This is a genomic window from Nocardia uniformis NBRC 13702 (assembly GCF_001613345.1).
In the GTDB taxonomy this organism is placed as follows: Bacteria; Actinomycetota; Actinomycetes; order Mycobacteriales; family Mycobacteriaceae; genus Nocardia; species Nocardia uniformis.
Window position 1 is genome coordinate 36,221 of sequence record NZ_BDCE01000092.1, and the last position, 16,888, is coordinate 53,108.

Below are 16,888 nucleotides of genomic sequence, written 5' to 3' on the forward strand. Positions count from 1 at the left end.
TTGGGCATTCATCATGGATCGACGACTTCTACAACACCGAACGCCACCACAGCTACCTCAACAACCTCAATCCTGCCCAGTAGGAGATGCTCTGGCAGGATATCCAACGCGAGTCTCAACTCTCGTAAGGATGGACCACAATCCGGGGGCCACATCAATGTCGTGTGAGAGCCGTCCCGCCTTCTATGTGGGCCGCAGGGCTCTCGCGCTCCCCGGGCCGAAATCAGGGGGACAGGTCAAACTCATTGGATCAGAGTCAGCGATGCTGGTGGAACGGCATATGTCCGCTCAAGCTGCGTTCCGCGCTTGTCTCGGTCGGCCGAGTCGCATGACCGCGGCCAAATCTGACATTCGATAAGGCCCGCCCACGCGGGTCAATGCGGTGTTTCAGCTTGAGTTGCCGCGCGACGCGTAATACCAGGCAAAACTAGCACGACAGTTGTATTTCGTTGTGTCACTGGCGTTGTCGTTGGTATCGGGCTTGTCGAACGCGAGTCTGGTGGCGGCGACGCCAGTGTGAAGCGGCGAGAGCGTGGCTGAGAGTGCGGGCGGGGTGGAGCACTATCGCCAGGAGACGGCGGATCTCGGCGACTGTGATTCGGCCCAGCCCGCGTGGGCTTTTGGGTCGGTGGCAGCGGTGACGGCAAGGAAGGCGTGGGCGAGCATGGCCATGGTGATGTGCCGGTACCATGGGTCCCATTTGCGGACTTGGTAGTGGTCCAGGCCGCATTGTCCCTTGGCAGCCTGGAAGCACTCTTCGATAGCCCATCTGGCTCCGGCAACGGCCACGATCTGCTCACGGGTCACGGTATCGGGATGAAAGCACAGGTAGTAGGCGATATCGGTGGGGTCGTCGATCGAGCGCCGCGCCAGCAATGTGCGCACGAATCCCGTTGGGGTGTCGTCGAATTCGGGTAAGGTGGCCCAGGCGAAGTCGTATTCGCGTTCACCGCGAACCCCGGGACCACACGAAACCCGGCGCCATGCTTCCCCCGGAGCACGGCCGATGAGCGTATCGACCCGACGGCGGCCGTCGGTATCGGGCACGGTCTGTTTGATCGGCACCTCCACGACGTAGGACATGCGGCGGGCCTCCAGGAATGCCCGGAACTTGCCGTCGCGGCCATATGCCGAATCCGCAGCCAGCCACCCCGCGACGACCCCGGCAGCCAGAGCCCGGTCGACCATCGCCTCGGCCAGCCTGGATTTGGTCAAAACACCTTGCTCCCATCGGTATTCGGGAATTCCGGCGTCGGCGCACCGATCTCGGTCGGCGATCCAGGACTCTGGCAGATACAACTCCCGATCAATCAATGCCCGCCCCGACCGACCGGCATACGCGAGAAATACCCCCAGCTGACAGTTCTCGACCCGCCCGGCCGTACCCGAGTACTGCCGCTGCACCCCTGCCGAGCGCAGTCCCTTCTTCACGAAACCCGTCTCGTCGATCACCAGCACCCCATCGGGCGAGGCCAGCGACTCGGCCACATAGGAGCGAACCTGGTCACGCACAGCGTCGGCGCTCCACCGCGCCCGGTTCAGAAAGTGCTGGCACCCATCGGGACTCACCGCCCCTGCGGCCTCCGACAGCTGCCAGGAATTCTTCCGCTCCACCGGCGCCAGCAACCCGGTCAGGTACGACCTCGCCCACCGCCTCGGCTCCGCCCGCCCGAACACTCCTGCGATACGCGCGCACACATCATCCAAACTCGCCCGCCACGACGAAATATCCTCAGCGACAACATCATCCAGCACCGACACAAAACTACATCAGAATCAACCACACTGCAGCACAACGAAATACAACTGTCGTGCTAGTACTCCAGCAGCACTTCGTGATAGATGCTGTCGTCGATTCCGCTGATAGTGGGGCGGGTTCGGCGGTAGCCTGCGTGTCTTGTGCCGATCGATGAGGATTTCTCGGCGTGGGTGGCCGGGTTGGATGATCTGTTCGCGCGGGTGGCGGGGCGTTTTCACCGTGCGGAACCGCGACGACGTGCGCGGGCGTATGTGCGGGGCCTATTGGCTCCGTTGGCCGGGAAGAACGGGTGGACCCTCGCCGAAGCGGCGGGTGACGGGACTCCGGACGGGATGCAGCGGCTACTGAACAAGGCCGCCTGGGACGTCGCCGGGGTACGCGACGATGTGCTCGCCTACGCGGTCGAACACCTCGGCGACCCCAACGGTGTGCTAGTCGTGGACGAGACCGGATTCCTGAAGAAGGGAACGAAATCTGCTGGTGTGCAACGGCAATACTCCGGAACGGCGGGCCGGATCGAGAACTGCCAGCTGGGCGTGTTCTGCGCCTACACGACAGACAAAGGCCGCACCTTGATTGATGCGGAGCTGTATCTACCGAAATCGTGGATCGAGGACCGGGACCGCTGCCGACAGGCGAATGTGCCGGACGAAGTCGTCTTCGCCACCAAACAGGTTCTGGCACAGCGAATGCTGGCCCGCGCCCTGGAGACAGGCGTGCCCGCGCGGTGGGTCACCGCGGACGAGGCCTACGGCGGTGATTCGAAGTTCCGCAGGTGGCTCGAACGGCGACAGATCGGATATGTGGTCGCCGTGCCCAGCAGCGCGCCGATCGTGTCTGTGGCGGGAGACTCACGCGTGGACCGCATCGTCGCGGACGCACCGCAGAGCGCATGGAAGCGTCGCAGCTGCGGAGAAGGCGCGAAAGGCCCTCGCCTGTTCGACTGGGCCGTCGCCACGCTGCTGACCCTCAGCGAGGCCGGGGCCGGATGGCGCCGCTGGCTGCTGGCACGACGGTCGCTGACCCCCACCGCCAAAGGCGAACTCGAGATCGCCTACTACCTGTGCGGCGCCCCGATCGGCACCAACGACGAGGACCTCATCCGGGTCGCCGGGGCCCGCTGGGCGGTCGAGGACTGTTTCCAGACCGCCAAGACCGAGGTCGGACTCGACCAATATCAGGTCCGCCGCTACGACGCCTGGTATCGGCACATCACCCTGGCCATGCTCGCCCACACCTACCTCGCCGTCACCGCAGCCATCGCCCCAAAAGCGTTGGCAGCGGCCTTATCTCATTCACTATCGGCGAAGTCAAACGTCTCCTGGCACACCTGATCACCACCGACGCCGACCCCGAACGGATCTGGCGGTGGTCGATCTGGCGACGCCGCCATCAATACCGAGCCCGAAAATCCCATTACCAGCGTCGACAGCATCTATCACGAAGTGCTGCTGGAGTACTAAGACGGTTGGTGTTCGCGCCGGAGCGCGGCAGCCAGATCCGCCGGATCGTCGTAGAGTTCGGCCAGCTCGGCGGTGTCGGTTTCCAGATACTTCAGGACGAGCTGGCTGACCAGCGCGACGGTCGCGCGGCCCGGGAGGACGCGGGTGGCGGCCAACTGCTCGGTGACCTCGGCCAGATCCTCGGGGGTGCGCTGGGATTCCTGGAACCGGGCCCAGCCCAGCCGGTGGAACAGGTCGATGTGCCGGCGCGCGATACGGTCGCAGTCGGCGTACAGGTTCTCCAGTTCGCCGACGACCTCGGTGATCGGGAGCCCGGTCTCGGCGAGCCGGTTGCCGATACTGAGGAGCCGGGGGTTCGCGATGCGATAGGTGGTGGCGTCGATGGGCTGGTAGAGCCCGATCGACACGATCCGGGCCAGTCCGGCGGGCACGTCACGGTAGCGTGCTTCCAGCTCGGCCGCCGAGATCGTTTCGCTGGGGAACTTTCCGCTCTGGGTGGTTGTCTCGTCGATGACGCCGAGCACGTCGGACAGGCCGTCGCCGCGATCCCAGGCCTTCAGCAGTTCCTTGATCCCGTTGAGTTTGATCCCGCGGTTCAGCAACCGGCTGATCGTCCGCACCCGGCTCAGATGCTCGGGGCTGTAAAAACCGGTCCTGCCCTTGACCAGCGGCGGCGGCAGTATGCCGCGCTCATGGTATACACGCAGGCTGCGCACGGTGGTCCCGGCTTCGCGCGCCAGCTCATCGATCGTGTAGTTCGCCTCGACTGCCATGCATCAAGGAAACCACAGGGACATTTGAATGCAACTAGAACTACACGCTAATTGATGTGACGCCAAGGAGTGATGTATAACGACGGCTCGAGAGTTCTGCCACTATGTGTCGGCTGGACTTCCACAGGCGCCACAGAACCGCGCCCCCGGCCCAAGCGTGGCACCGCAGCCCGTGCACAGGCGGGCGGCCAGTCGTCGGCCGCACCCGGTACAGAACGACGACCCCGCGGGGATACCGACCTGACACTGCGCGCACTCGACCTGGCCGGCATCCTCGGCGGCGAGCGGCCCGTTACTCCCGGCCGCCCCCCGAGCAGGTGCGTGCCCGGGCGGAGGTCCGGAAGCTGGTGGCGCCGTGCCGAGTTGCTGCCCGGCCGCGCTCAATCCGAGGCCCGCGCCGAGGAATCCGCCCGCGACGGCTGATCCACCGCCGAGAGCCATGCCCTGCCCGGCGCCCAGGGCCAGTTCACCGGCCGCGTACGGCTGGAACCCACCGGCAAGCTGGATGTAGCGCACATCCTTGGCAAGACGCTTGAGCCGGTCGGTATCCTCGGGCGCCAGATTGATATCGAAGTTGCCGAGCCGGGTGATCAGCAGCCCGTACCGGCGGAGTTGCTGATTTGTCGCCGACAGCACCTCGGTGTCGATCTCCGGAAGGTAGGCCGCCAGCCCGAGGATGGGCCAGCGGCCGCCGGTGGTACCGGCCGCCACCGTGATCCGCATCGAACGCAGCAGCAGATCCGAGCACCACGAGATCACGCTGCCCGGGTCGGTCAGGTCGACAGTGCCGGTCAGGCCGGTGATCAGGGCGGCCGGGTCACGCACCGCCAGCGCGTATTCGCCGAACACGCGCAGGGTGACGATCTGCTCGCTGCGGGGATCCAGAATGTCGTCGAGCCGCCCGCCGAACTTGTTGCCCGGAAACTCTTTGGTGCCAACGAAATACAGCTCCGCCCGGTAGGCATTGCCACCGCTGAGCTTATCCAGGAGTGCGCCGAGCCCGGGCAGCTCGGTGGCATCGACCTGGTGCCGACCGGGGGTCATGACAGCAGCGACCTGCCCGGTGTGGACGAACAGGGCGATCTCGCCGGCATCGACGATCACACGAGAGAAACGGCGGATATTGACATCCGGCCACTTGTGCACCAGCTGATTCTTGTGGCTCGGCGGAACCGCGATGAATTCCCGCTCGAACCAAGCCATACGACTGAGCCTAATGCCGGTATTCCGGGCGAGGGGCCCAGCCGTCTTCCCATGGCGGGGAAGGTTGATCGGTGACAGCCCGACGGCCGGTCGAGGACAATCGGTGCGATTTCGCCCACGCAGTCCGGGGGAGTGACCCATGCCGGAAGACACCTCCATGCCGCAAGATTCGGGAGCTTCCTGGCTGTCCACGACCGGTGTGGTCGCGGCGCTCGACGGTGCCGGTTTCGGTTCGGGACGCGGTCCACGATCACGGCCGAGCGTCCGCAGGCTGGGTGGCGGCTGGGTCGAACTGCCCCCCGCCGAGCCGGTCGATCCGCGCACCGTCGTTCTCGACAATCCGGAAGTCCGGGACCACAAGCGATTCTGCTGGCGGTGTGCCGCGCCGGTGGGACGCTCCTCGGAACTCGGGCCGGGTTCGGTGGTGGGTGAATGTGACAGCTGCGCAGCACCATACGATTTCCGGCCCGCGCTCTCGGCCGGTGACGTCGTGGCCGGCCAGTACGAGGTTCGAGGGTGCCTCGCGCACGGCGGAATGGGCTGGGTGTACCTCGCCATCGATCGCTATGTCAGTGACCGGTGGGTGGTGTTGAAAGGGTTGATGACCTACGGCGATTTCGAGGCACACGCCGTCGCGGTCGCCGAGCGCCAGTTCCTGGCCGAGGTCTCCCACCCCAATATCGTGAAGATCTACAACTTCGTCCAGCACGAGCCGGCAACGGGTATGCCGTCCGGCTACATCGTGATGGAGTATGTCGACGGCCGCTCACTGCAGAACATCCTCGACGTCGGCACACCGAATCGGTTGTCGGTCGCCGAGGCCATCGCCTTCATCATGGAAATCGTTCCGGCGCTGGAGTATCTGCACTCGCTCGGCCTCGCCTACAACGACCTCAAGCCAGACAACATCATGGTCGGTGATCAGGTCAAACTGATCGACCTCGGCGCCGTCTCGGCGACGGAGGCAGCGGGGTACCTCTACGGCACACCTGGTTACCAGGCACCCGAGCTCACCCAGACCGGGCCGACCGTCGCCTCCGATGTCTACACCGTGGGGCGGACCCTGGCCGCGCTGACGTTAGATCTGGCGATCGACGATTCGGACAGCGGCGAATCCGGTACACCTACGCCGGACGCGCACCCGCTGCTCCGGCGATACGAGTCGTTCTACCGGCTGTTGCGGCGGGCTACCGACCCGGATCCCGCGCTGCGGTTCGCGTCCATGCGGGCACTGGGTACCCAGCTCACCGGGGTGCTGGCCACCGTGCTGGCCCTCGACACCGGCGCCGAATATCCGCAGGCGTCAACGCTGTTCAGTGCCTATCGCGGCAGCTTCGGCACCGCGACGCTGGTCGCGCCGACCGACAGCCTCGCCGATGGCGCACACCGGAAAACCACCCTGGACCCGTCGAGTGTGGCTGCGGCACTGCCGGTTCCGCTCAACGACGTCGACGATCCGAGCGTGACGCTGGCATCCAAGTCATTGCCGAGCGACCCACTGCAGGTGCTCGACACGCTCCGAATCGTGGCGGAATGGTCCCGGGCGGGCAAAATACAGACTCCCGGATCCTACGAGCTGGAGGGGGCACTGGCCGCCGTCCGCGTCTACCTCGACATGGGGGATCCGGTCTCCGCCCGAGCGGAACTGCGCCAGATCGGGTCCGGCGGCGAAACGGACTGGCGAATCGCCTGGTACTGCGGCATCGCCGCACTGCTGGAGGAGGAGTTCGAGGAGGCGTACGCACAATTCGATCTGGTACACACCATGGTGCCGGGGGAACTCGCCCCGACCCTGGCGCTGGCCGCTACCGCCGAGCTCCTGGCCCAGGATCCGCAGCGGGTAACCGCCACCGACGATCGGGACCGCTGGCATGAAATGGCGCTGGGCTACTACGCCACTGTCTGGCGAACCAATCGTGCGGGTGTCAGTGCCGCGTTCGGCGTAGCACGGCGGCTGGCCGCGGTCGGGGATACGCACGGCGCGATCGCGGCTCTGGACGAGGTGGCGCCGAGCTCGAGTCAGTACATCGTCGCGCAGTTGACCGGATGCCTGCTTCTGGTCACCGGATCGCGGCAGGAACTGTCCGAATCCGATTGGTACGTCGTGTCGGAACGGCTGGAAGCCTTGCCCGCCGCGGAACCTCGCGTGCAGCAAATGCGTGTCATGGCGCTGAATGTGGCCTTGCTCTGGTTGACAGGGGGACGGCGTCCGGCCCGGCCGAAATCAACTCTGCTCGGCATCCCGTTCACTGAAGAGGGTGTGCGGCACGGACTTTCGTCGGCCCTGCGGCTACTCGCGCGCAAGTGTGACAACCGTCTGCACCGCTACCACCTAGTCGATCTCGCCAATCAGGTTCGACCGCGGACGTGGTGGTGAAGCGCTCATGCCGGGCTTCCCCGACATGGGAAGAGGCGAGAATTCACCTGTGGTCGACTACACCGTGGACAGAGCGTGGGTGACCTATGTCGATGAGCATGCGTTGCCCGCCCGGCTCCGGCAAACCCTCGCGACCCGGCGCGACGCGGGATCCGCGCCGATCCATCAGGGGGCAGGTCGGGCGCGGGGCCTATCCGGCAACAGGGCCGCCTGGTACGCGCTCGGCGCTGTCCTGCTGGTTCCCCTGCTGATCGTCGGATCCGGTCCGCTGTGGTATCCGATGGTCGGTCTTGCGGCCACGGCGCTGGGCGCGATAGCCGTTACCCAGCTGGTCGCGCGCGGTGCGGCACGGCCGGACACCACGCTGAGCGCCGCCGACCGGCGAAAGATTGCCGCGGCCACCCGGCGACTGTTCCTGCCGGATCTCGCCGAGGACGCACCGCTGCCGCCCGACACCACCGAGGGATTTCCGGTCGCGGAACTGATCGCGCGGGCCATCGCACTCCGCGGCGGCATCGCTGACTCGCCCGCCTGGCAGAGCAGCTACCTCGACTCGCATCGGATGCGACTCGATCTGGATTCCGAACTCGACCAGATTATCGGGCATGCGCTCTGGTTGCACAGTGCCGCCGGTCAGCTCGACGCTCCGGTCGGTGGTTCCATGACCACGGCGGCGGCGGCGCGGGGGATCGAGAGCTCCCGCGCATCGCTGTCGCGTGCCTGGACCGCACTCGTGTCCCGGGTCGGCGCGCTGGCCGCCTACCGGGCGCATCTGGGTGAGCTGGAAACCGAGCTCGGCAATGCTGAAATCGCTGGGCGCACAGTCGGTGTGGAGCTCGACATCGCCGAGTTGGAGGCCGCGACAGCCAATGCCGAACAGGCGGTCGAGCACATCGACGGGCTGCGCGACGAAGCCGCCGCCCTCGCACTGGCGATCAACGAGATCATCGACGCGCTGAACGGTGACCTGGACACCTTGGCTGCGCTGGGGGTGCCGGGGCCGAACGAGGACAAAGCTGAAATGGAGCACACCAAATGACAGTTATGGCACTGGAAATCGGCCCGGCCAGGTTCGCCGCAGCGCGAGTGGCCCCGGACGGGGGTCTGCAAGATGTGCAGGCGGTGCCGATTCCCTCCCGTGCGCCCTGGAACGCCTGCCGGGATCTGCTGACCGAGGTGGCCGCCGGTAGTGAGGTCACCGGCCTCGGAATCGGTGCTACCGGTCCCATCGATATGGCCGCGGGCGTGGCGGCGCCACCCGATATCCCCGACTGGCGGATCGGGTTCGACGTGGTCGAGGCCGCGCAGAAGCTGTTCCCTTCGGCGCCTGTGGGAATGGCCCTGGACGGCGTCTGCGTCGCGCTGGCCGAACAGGCCTACGGTTCGCTGCGCGGCGTCCCGGACGCGCTCGCGGTTGCCGTCTCCACCCGGATCTGCGGTGGCATCGTCGTCGGGGGTTTCTGCGCGGTGGGGCGTACGGGTAATGCGGGGAACATCGGCCATATGGTCATGCCCGGGTATGACGACCCGTGTGACTGCGGCGGTAAAGGATGTGTCCAGGCGATTGCCAGTGGAGCGGCGATGGTGCGCTGGGCCCGGGAGCAAGGCTGGGCCGGAGATGATTTCGCCGCGCTCACCGACGCGGCCGGATCCGGTGACCCGATCGCGGATGCGGCGGTGCGGCGGGCGGGAACGGTGCTCGGCCAGGCGCTCTCCTCGGTGGCCTCACTGCTGGATATCGATCGGGTCGTGGTCGGCGGTTTCGTGGCGCAGGCCGGTCCGGTGCTGTGGGGGCCGGTGCGGGAAGCAGTTGCCGCACATGCCCGAATCGGCTTCCTGTCCGGGATTCGGGTGGAGCCGTCGAGGCTCGGCGATACGGCGGTGCTGGCCGGCGCCGGGATTCTCGCGTCGCCGCCGCAGCAGCGATAATGCCGGCACAGCAGGCGCGGCAGGTAAACCACGCGCCTGCCGTGCCGGTCTGATCAGTATCGGTCCAGGGTAGGCGGCGTCAGCTCGGAATTGCCGAGCGGCCCGATCGAGTCCTCGAAAGCGTTTTCCCACGAGCCATCGGCCATCATTTCCTCGAGCGCGTCGTTGATTCTGGCGCGGGTCCCGTCGTCGCCCTTCTTCAGGCCGATGCCGTAATTCTCGAGCGAGAAATTCGCTCCGACCACCTTCAGCTCACCCGGTGCCTGAGTCGCGAAACCGGCGAGGATGACATCGTCGGTAGTCACGACATCGACCGAACCAGCGAGCAGTGCCTCGACACACTCCGAGTAGCTGCTGAATTCCTGGAGCTGAGTGTCCTTGGCATAGTTTTCTTTGACGTTCTGTGCTGGGGTAGAGCTTTTGACAGAGCAAAGCTTCGTGCTGCTGTTCAGTGACCAGACACTGGTGATATCGGTGTTCTCGGTGCGCACCAGCAGGGCTTGCCCGGCGGTGAAATAGGGTCCGGCGAAGTCGACCTTCGCCTTGCGCTCGTCGGTGATCGAGTACGTGGCGACAACGAAGTCCACTTCACCATTGACGATCATCTCCTCGCGGCGCTCCGACGGCGCCTCGACGAAAGTGATGCCATCGGAAGGCACACCGAGCTTGTCTGCCACGTACTTGGCGATCTCGACGTCGTACCCGCTGAACGAGCCGTCTTCCTCACGGATACCGAGGCCGGGCTGGTCGAACTTGATGCCGATGGTCAGCTTGCCATCCGCGGCGATATCGGCAGTCTCGGCGTCTCCGCTACCGCACGCGGCAGCAGCGAAAGTTATAGCGAGCGCCCCCATTCCGAGGCGAAGTGTGCGGTTGATCCTCATAGAATGTGATTCCCTCTCGCAGTGAGCCGCAGAGCCCAGATTCGGTACAAGTGGGAGCCCCATCTTTCCGCAGCGGCCCCTGCACCTACAGTGCACGTCTTCCCATCGGTGGAGAATGCGGTGACAATGCGCGGTCGAGGATTCATCAGGTGAATCGAGAAGCCCGCAGCTCGGCAATGGAAACACCGCGGCGCCGCCCGATCCGCCGTTGCGCGGACATGAGGCCTGCCGCGCCGGAGCGCCATGTCCCGACCACCGGGGCGGCAGCGCGCCCAGGGTCACCACAGCTGGGAATGTCGACTTTTGGGATATTGACACACTAGATGACGTGCCGCTGTATGGCGGCACGATGCTAGTGGTACGAACGGAGATTCCCATGGCAAGATCCCCAGGAACCTGGACTTCCAGGCTGGCCACCCTGGTCGTGCTCGTCGGCGCGGCGGCGTGCGTGCCCGCAGCACTCACGCCCAGCATCGTGGCTGCCGATTCGTTGGTGGGATCCATCAGGTCGGAGAGAGACTTCAGCGACTCCACCGGCTGGGATCATATCGATCCGAAGGGTTGGCACCACGAGAGTCGGTGGAGCTGGCAGCGCGCGGAACGGGACGATAATCGGCGCGCGTACTTCGAGGGATTGCGGGCGCAGCAGCAGCCGACGACGTCGTGGGATAGACAAGACGGGGGTTCTCAAACCTGGGTGCCGACGCCAGGGGCCGATGGGGGATGGGCCGTCTGCAAGCCCCTCGCGAGGCACTGCTGACAATACGGCAGCGCCGACCATGCGGGGCTCGCGGACAACGCGGCATCAGATGTGGTGCTCCCTTCAGGAAGGGCGCTGCCGGGATCATATCCGCGGGCCGGTGGCGCACACGAGCTGACGGTCAGGGGTCCACGGCGGTCGGCCCTTCGGTATCGAGAGCTTCGAGAACCCTTGGCGGCGGCCGCGGCCATCCGATCGATCAATGATCGTGGCTCGAGTGATCGGAGGTTCCGGCAGTGCGATGGCGCCACCATCGCCGAAACCAGGGTCGCCGAACCAATGGCGACGGCTCGTCAGTTGACGGTTGCTCCCGTCCCTGGGAATGGCGCGGCGCTACGAGTTGCCGTCACGATCGAGTCCCGCCAGTCGAGGTGAGCATCGTGGATGTGTGGGAATGAGCCGCGCGGTCCTGGCCTGAGTGAAAATGGTGTTGGCGTTCGGACTCCGACATGCCGCCCCAGATGCCGTACTGCTCCCCTGCGGCGAGCGCATACGCGCGGCATTCGGCGAGTACCGGGCAGTTCGCGCAGATCCGCTTCGCCAGCCGAATACGGGCATTTCGCGCCCGACCGCGCTCATGATCCGGGTGGTAGAAGACCGCCGACGGCATGCCGCGGCATGATCCGCGGAGTTGCCATTCCCGTGATCTCTGGGGCGAGGGATTGTTCATGACTCGAATGATCAACTGTGTTTGCGTTTTCCCTTGTCGGATACGGATTCCAAGGATATCGACCGGCCTTGATTCTACGGAGTCGAACCGCGTGGGACTTGCCACGGGTGGAAAGGGTGGGACTGGTCCGATATTCGTGAGCCATTCACGAATCCATGATCATGGATCGGATGGCAAGGAGTGTGAGATATTTCGAGATGCCGATCATTCCCGTGAGTGGGAACAGTCTGGCGTGCACGACGAAATATGTAGCGTTACCGTCATGGTCGTACCGCATCGGTCATTAGTGCCGGTGCGGCGAGCGTCATGAAATAGTAGTCCGCAGTGTTGCGAAACCACAGGGCGTCTTTTGTTCGCCTCATCACCCGTGGTGTCGTTATCGGTGAGCTCGGGACAAGCGTGCCGTTCACTCGCTGCCATTTCATGACCGGCTACCCCCGGTCAGGTTTACCACTCGCCAGCTCGGGGGTAGCGCCGGGGGGCGGTCGGCCGTCGTGGTCAGCCGAAGGAACTTACGACAGGGTCGGATCATGGCGAAGACCTCCAGCAATTCCGACGGTCGAGACGTGGAGCTGGGAAAGGCGGACGTAACCGCCTCGGCCGCAACGACGGTCACGGTGTGGGCGAACGGTGCGCGGGCCGCCACTCGATCGTTTGGCGGCAGCAGTACTGGCCAGCGGGATCCGCAGTGCGATCGCGACGACGGGACCGCGTCAACGGAATTGGCGCTGGCTGCGGTCGGCACCAGCCTGATGATCGACTGGATGGCTTGCGCTGTTCAGCGTGGCCTCGACTACCGGGAGCTGCACGTGGTGGTCACCGCCGAGGGTGCGTGTGACCGTCCGGACTGCGGCGATGGTGCTGGGCTTTGCCTCGGTGCTATCGACTACGATATCCGCGTCCGGTGCGCGGCGCCCTGGATCGTCTTGGGGGAAGTCCGGCGGGCCGCTGAATCTACATGTGTCGCTGGCGATCCAGTGAGCGGCTGGATCCAGCTGCACGGGCGGGTTCATCACAGGGGAACGCCAGGGCCGCCCGGCATTCGCTGACGAATCGGCTCGTCCTGGACGTAGGTGTCGTCGGGTAGCTACTCGGCTGTGAAAACATGGCTCGCCCCGATCGCTTCTTGCAGGAAATAGCTTGGAGTGCAAAGGCTCTGGCCGTTCGGTCGTCCTCCGTGTCGTTTCACGAAGCGCGCTGCCAGCCTGCCAACCGCGACGATTGTCCGATGCCCGGCGGGATCGTTGGGATAGGGCCCCTCGTCCAGCGCAGTGACCTTCCATCCGGGGTTGGTCGACGGCTTGGTCCGGCTGTCCATCGCATGGACCACAACCCGCGCGAACCCGAAGTCCCTCAAGACCTTCGCGATCGTCACTGCGGCGTCCTCGTCGGGCGCCAGGAATTTGTGTGTACCCACCATTCTCGGCTCTGCGACCACACGATTATCCTGTCGGATCGAAGAGATTTCTGATTCGCCGCTATTCCCATCGGTGGGTATCTTCTTGGGGTCGGTCCGGGCGACCTAGACAGTAGGGCATGCGTGGGTTGGGGGCCGCAATCGCGTTGTTGGCCTCGGGAAGCAGAGTGATTCGTCCACTCTGAAAATCGCCTGCGGTTCGCTGCTGTCGCGTGAATGCGATGGGCACCTCCGTGATCGCCACGCCTGCTCCCATACTCATTTGATGGGTGTTCCCGTCAGTGGGAGTAGGTCGCGGCTGCGGAGTTGTTCACCAGTGCTGGGAAGCATTGAGAATGGAATGGCCTCACTGAGATTCCGGGGATACCCCTTTGATTCCCGGCGGTGAGACCACCTGTCCGGGTGACGGCGGAAGTGGCTTCCTCCCCACGCCAGTTCCTCTGCCTTGGCCGTCACTCGGCAGGTGCCCCGCACGCCGGAGAGGTCACCAAGCCATGCTCGGATCAAGCGCCGATTCCCCCCTCTCTACCAGTTTCTTTCTTTCGGTCCTCCTTTCCCTGCTGGGCGTGGGCAGCTCGATGATGAGTCTTGTCCTGTGAGATGACGTACTGGTGATCTCGCCGCCGGGGGCTTTCGAGTATCGACCGCTCTCGGTAGTGGGAAGAACCCACAATTGCTGCCAACGAACGTCGATCGCGACACGAGGAGATGTGATGGAAAGCTTGGGGCGGGAAGATCTGAGCTCGGCCGACGACGGGGTGCGCGAGCAGATCGATCAGGTCGCCGCCGCACTCGGCGAACAGCAGACTCGCCTGGCCGAGGTCCATCAACAGCTGGACGCGGTGCGATGCACCGCTGGCTCGGCGGACGGCCTGGTGCAGGTCACCGTCGACGCTACCGGTGTGCTCACCGAGGTGCGCTTCGGCGCTGGCGCCCGGCGTACCTCGCTCGATCAGCTGGGTACGGCGGTGGCCGCGGCCAGTCGGGAAGCCTCCCAGCGCGCACGCGCGCGCACCTGGGAGCTGATGGCGTCCTTCTCGCAGACCGCTGGTCTGGTCCCGGGCCCGCCGAGTTTCGGGAGTGCGCTGCAGAACACGTCGCTCGCCGAATGAACTCGGCCGGTGGCGTCGACAGTCACCTGGACCGAGCCGTCCGCCGTTCGAGCGGTGGCACGCGCGGACGCCCGCCGCGCGACAATGTCCGGAATCCGCCCACTCACCCTGCATTTCGGGCCTGCTCGCGTTCGCTGTGCTCAGCTCGGCCGATGATGCCCGACTACTGGTTCGAGCGCGGCATCGCCGATATCGCCCAGTCCACGGGTGTGACGTCCACCGGCCTCATCCTGCTCCGCGTCGCCGACCCGGATCTCGAAACGCGCGCTTCCACGAATGATCGGCGCACGTCGGGTATGGCGGGCGGTTCGGTGAAGCTGGCAGCGGCCGCATCGAGCATGCGCTCACCCTAATTCTCGGACAGGCCGGTTGGAACCATCCGTGGTCGGAGACGTCTTCGCCCCTGCTTCAGGGTTTTCGATCTGGCTGGCCCGTCGGATCGAACGTTGCTTCGGCTGTCTACCCCGCCAACTCGCTGTGCTTGACGACGATGCGGTCACATTCTATGGTTCATTACATCAGTAATGAACCATAGAGGTGGCGGTGTGAGCCGCTCCCCAAATCCATGGAGTGCCGTGTTCGACAACCGGAGCCCGATCTATCAACAGATCGCCGAGCAGATACGCACCGATGTACTCCACGGGTCTCTCGCGGAGGACGAGCAGATCATGTCGACGAACCAGTACGCGCAGCTGTTCCGGATCAATCCGGCCACTGCGGCCAAGGCGTTTCAGGAACTGGTGACCGAGGGGGTGATCTACAAGCGTCGGGGCGTCGGCATGTTCGTGGCCCCCGGCGCGCGGGAGGCCCTGGCCAGGCAGCGGCGGGAACGATTTTTCGCGGAGGTGGTGGATTCGATGGTGGCCGAGGCGAAGGCGCTGGGGGTGCCGCTCGGGGATGTAGTGGCACATATCGAGCATGCGGGGAAGGAACGGCGATGAACATCCGGATCGATGTCGAGAAAGTGATGCTGCGCTATCCCAGCAGCAGTGAAAATGCTTTGGAAGAAGTGACATTCAGTCTCGAGGGACCGGGAATTCACGGTCTGCTCGGCCGCAACGGTGCCGGTAAGACCAGTCTGCTGTCGGTACTCGCCGCATTCCGGAAGCCCAGTGCGGGAACGGTTCTGCTCAATGGTGCGCCGGTATACGAGAACGCCGACGTGGCGAGCGGCATCTGCTTGGTGTCGGGAGGTGGCGGCAGCGTCGAAAACAATTGGCCGGAGGATCGCGTCGACGACGCGCTCGCCGTCGCCGCTATGCTGCGCCCCCAATGGTCGGCCGACTATGCCGACGAACTGTTGAACAAGTTCGAACTGTCTGGGCGTAAACGGTTTTCGGAACTCTCGCGGGGGCAGCGCGCCCAGATCGGGTGCGTGCTCGGACTGGCGTCCAGGGCGCCGGTCACCGTTTTCGACGAGACCCATCTCGGGATGGACGCACCCGCACGGCACCTGTTCTACGACGAGCTGCTGCGTGACAACAACGAGCATCCACGACTGATCATCCTGTCCACCCATCTCATCGACGAGGTCGCGCCCCTGCTCGAGGATGTGGTCATCCTGCGGGACGGTCGGGTGCTGTTGCACGAGCAGGTCGAGACACTGCGCGCGCAGGGAGCATCGGTCACCGGCCCCGCCGACCGGGTCGACGACTTCGTTCGCGATCTCACCGTGCTCAATCGCCAACAGCTCGGCGGTACCACCCGTGCCACCGTGCGCGGGCAGCTGCCCGCGGAACGGCATGCGGCCGGACTGATTGTGGAACCTCTTGCCCTGCAAGAGCTTTTCATCCATCTCACCACCACCGAAGGAGTGCGGTGATGAACCGGTACACCTTGACCCGACACCTGTGGCGCTCGAGTGGGCTGGTGGTGCTCTGGGCCGGGATGCTGGTGCTCTCGCTGCTGGTCACCGGCATCGTCAGCCTCTTCAAGGACATCACTATCAGCGGCTGGAGTGCCTGGGTGTACATCAGCCCCTGGTACATGCTCGGTATGGGCATCTATGTCACGGCGGTTCACCTGCCGATGTACATCGAGCACGGTGTCACCCGACGCCGATGCATGCCGCAGGCACTGCTTTTCGGCCTGCTGCTGGTGACGGTGGGAGCGGCCTTGATCACCCTCGGATTCGGCATCGAACGTGCGCTGTACGCGGTGGTGGACTGGCCGCAGACACTGGGCGAGAGTGACGACGGGCTGTTCACGGCCGCCGACCAGTACGGTCGGATATTCCTCGGCTTCTGGCTGGGGTTCGCCATCTTCCTCGCGGTGGGCGCGGCCATCGGTGCGGCGTTCTACCGTAAGGCGTGGGGTGGACTCGGCGGCGTTCTGGTCATCGTGCTGGGACTGGGTCTGATCAGCCCGGCCGGGCTGGCGGGAGCGGCGAGTTTCCCGACGAGCAGAGTGGTCGAAGCGGTGGCCGGGCAGCCGAGTATCGCCCTGGTCGTCGTGTCCTGTGTGGTGGCCGCTGTGGCCGCGACCGGCCTAACCTGGGGCCTGGTACGTGATCTACCGATTCGTAGCAGCGGGAATTGATAT

17 protein-coding genes are annotated in these 16,888 nt (G+C 65.0%); 11 read left to right on the forward strand and 6 right to left on the reverse strand.

What is annotated here, in order from left to right; genetic code table 11:
- Positions 1–561 precede the first annotated feature (561 nt).
- A complete protein-coding gene (locus NU1_RS33695) occupies positions 562–1,755 on the reverse strand; it encodes an IS701 family transposase (protein ID WP_443093789.1) in 1,194 nt (397 codons plus the stop codon).
- 150 nt (positions 1,756–1,905) lie between these two features.
- Here NU1_RS33695 and NU1_RS33700 point away from each other — a divergent pair, with 150 nt between their 5' ends.
- Positions 1,906–3,093 carry an IS701 family transposase gene (locus tag NU1_RS33700; RefSeq protein WP_084522069.1) on the forward strand — a complete coding sequence of 396 codons (1,188 nt, stop codon included), beginning with the start codon at positions 1,906–1,908 and terminating at the stop codon, positions 3,091–3,093.
- A 125-nt stretch (positions 3,094–3,218) separates the two neighbouring features.
- Here NU1_RS33700 and NU1_RS33705 read toward each other — a convergent pair whose 3' ends face one another.
- Positions 3,219–3,995, reverse strand: coding sequence for a MerR family transcriptional regulator (locus tag NU1_RS33705; protein ID WP_067527773.1), 777 nt, complete (start codon positions 3,993–3,995; stop codon positions 3,219–3,221).
- Between the two features lie 102 nt (positions 3,996–4,097).
- Complete coding sequence (locus NU1_RS33710; protein ID WP_067527775.1) at positions 4,098–5,198, reverse strand: SPFH domain-containing protein; 1,101 nt, start codon at positions 5,196–5,198, stop codon at positions 4,098–4,100.
- Positions 5,199–5,337: 139 nt separating this feature from the next.
- Between NU1_RS33710 and NU1_RS33715 the strand changes: the two genes are divergently transcribed.
- The 3 genes from NU1_RS33715 to NU1_RS33725 are packed head-to-tail and all read left to right on the forward strand — an operon-like array spanning position 5,338 to position 9,504.
- Positions 5,338–7,575: a serine/threonine-protein kinase gene (locus NU1_RS33715; RefSeq protein ID WP_067527777.1), complete on the forward strand. Its 2,238-nt coding sequence runs from the start codon at positions 5,338–5,340 to the stop codon at positions 7,573–7,575.
- 49 nt (positions 7,576–7,624) lie between these two features.
- Positions 7,625–8,614 carry a coiled-coil domain-containing protein gene (locus NU1_RS33720; RefSeq protein ID WP_157553383.1) on the forward strand — a complete coding sequence of 330 codons (990 nt, stop codon included), beginning with the start codon at positions 7,625–7,627 and terminating at the stop codon, positions 8,612–8,614.
- Positions 8,611–9,504 carry an ROK family protein gene (locus tag NU1_RS33725; RefSeq protein ID WP_067527781.1) on the forward strand — a complete coding sequence of 298 codons (894 nt, stop codon included), beginning with the start codon at positions 8,611–8,613 and terminating at the stop codon, positions 9,502–9,504. The genes NU1_RS33720 and NU1_RS33725 overlap by 4 nt, the downstream gene beginning before the upstream one ends.
- A 53-nt stretch (positions 9,505–9,557) precedes the next feature.
- Here NU1_RS33725 and NU1_RS33730 read toward each other — a convergent pair whose 3' ends face one another.
- Positions 9,558–10,388 (reverse strand): glutamate ABC transporter substrate-binding protein, encoded by an 831-nt coding sequence (locus NU1_RS33730; RefSeq protein ID WP_067527783.1) that lies wholly within the window; start codon positions 10,386–10,388, stop codon positions 9,558–9,560.
- A gap of 376 nt (positions 10,389–10,764) precedes the next feature.
- Between NU1_RS33730 and NU1_RS33735 the strand changes: the two genes are divergently transcribed.
- Entirely contained in the window at positions 10,765–11,148 is a 384-nt protein-coding gene (locus tag NU1_RS33735) for a hypothetical protein (RefSeq protein ID WP_157553385.1), read from the forward strand.
- 346 nt (positions 11,149–11,494) lie between these two features.
- Here NU1_RS33735 and NU1_RS40850 read toward each other — a convergent pair whose 3' ends face one another.
- A complete protein-coding gene (locus NU1_RS40850) occupies positions 11,495–11,818 on the reverse strand; it encodes a WhiB family transcriptional regulator (RefSeq protein WP_084522062.1) in 324 nt (107 codons plus the stop codon).
- 530 nt (positions 11,819–12,348) lie between these two features.
- On the opposite strand from NU1_RS40850, the gene NU1_RS33740 reads away from it, so the two are divergent.
- On the forward strand, positions 12,349–12,867 hold the full coding sequence (locus tag NU1_RS33740; protein ID WP_067527787.1) for an OsmC family protein: 519 nt from the start codon (positions 12,349–12,351) through the stop codon (positions 12,865–12,867).
- A 38-nt stretch (positions 12,868–12,905) separates the two neighbouring features.
- On the opposite strand, the gene NU1_RS33745 is transcribed toward NU1_RS33740, so the two are convergent.
- Positions 12,906–13,193 (reverse strand): hypothetical protein, encoded by a 288-nt coding sequence (locus tag NU1_RS33745; protein WP_157553387.1) that lies wholly within the window; start codon positions 13,191–13,193, stop codon positions 12,906–12,908.
- Positions 13,194–13,948: 755 nt separating this feature from the next.
- On the opposite strand from NU1_RS33745, the gene NU1_RS33750 reads away from it, so the two are divergent.
- The 5 genes from NU1_RS33750 to NU1_RS33770 all read left to right on the forward strand — a co-directional run bounded on the left by NU1_RS33750 (position 13,949) and on the right by NU1_RS33770 (position 16,885).
- A complete protein-coding gene (locus NU1_RS33750; RefSeq protein ID WP_067527791.1) occupies positions 13,949–14,347 on the forward strand; it encodes a YbaB/EbfC family nucleoid-associated protein in 399 nt (132 codons plus the stop codon).
- A 152-nt stretch (positions 14,348–14,499) separates the two neighbouring features.
- The gene (locus NU1_RS42415) at positions 14,500–14,700 is read left to right on the forward strand and encodes a hypothetical protein (protein WP_067527793.1); all 201 of its coding nucleotides are present in this window, start codon (positions 14,500–14,502) and stop codon (positions 14,698–14,700) included.
- Between the two features lie 222 nt (positions 14,701–14,922).
- Entirely contained in the window at positions 14,923–15,288 is a 366-nt protein-coding gene (locus NU1_RS33760) for a GntR family transcriptional regulator (protein ID WP_067527795.1), read from the forward strand.
- A complete protein-coding gene (locus NU1_RS33765) occupies positions 15,285–16,169 on the forward strand; it encodes an ATP-binding cassette domain-containing protein (protein ID WP_067527797.1) in 885 nt (294 codons plus the stop codon). Before NU1_RS33760 ends, NU1_RS33765 begins: the two co-directional genes overlap by 4 nt.
- Positions 16,169–16,885 (forward strand): hypothetical protein, encoded by a 717-nt coding sequence (locus NU1_RS33770; RefSeq protein ID WP_067527799.1) that lies wholly within the window; start codon positions 16,169–16,171, stop codon positions 16,883–16,885. Before NU1_RS33765 ends, NU1_RS33770 begins: the two co-directional genes overlap by 1 nt.
- Positions 16,886–16,888: the final 3 nt, after the last annotated feature.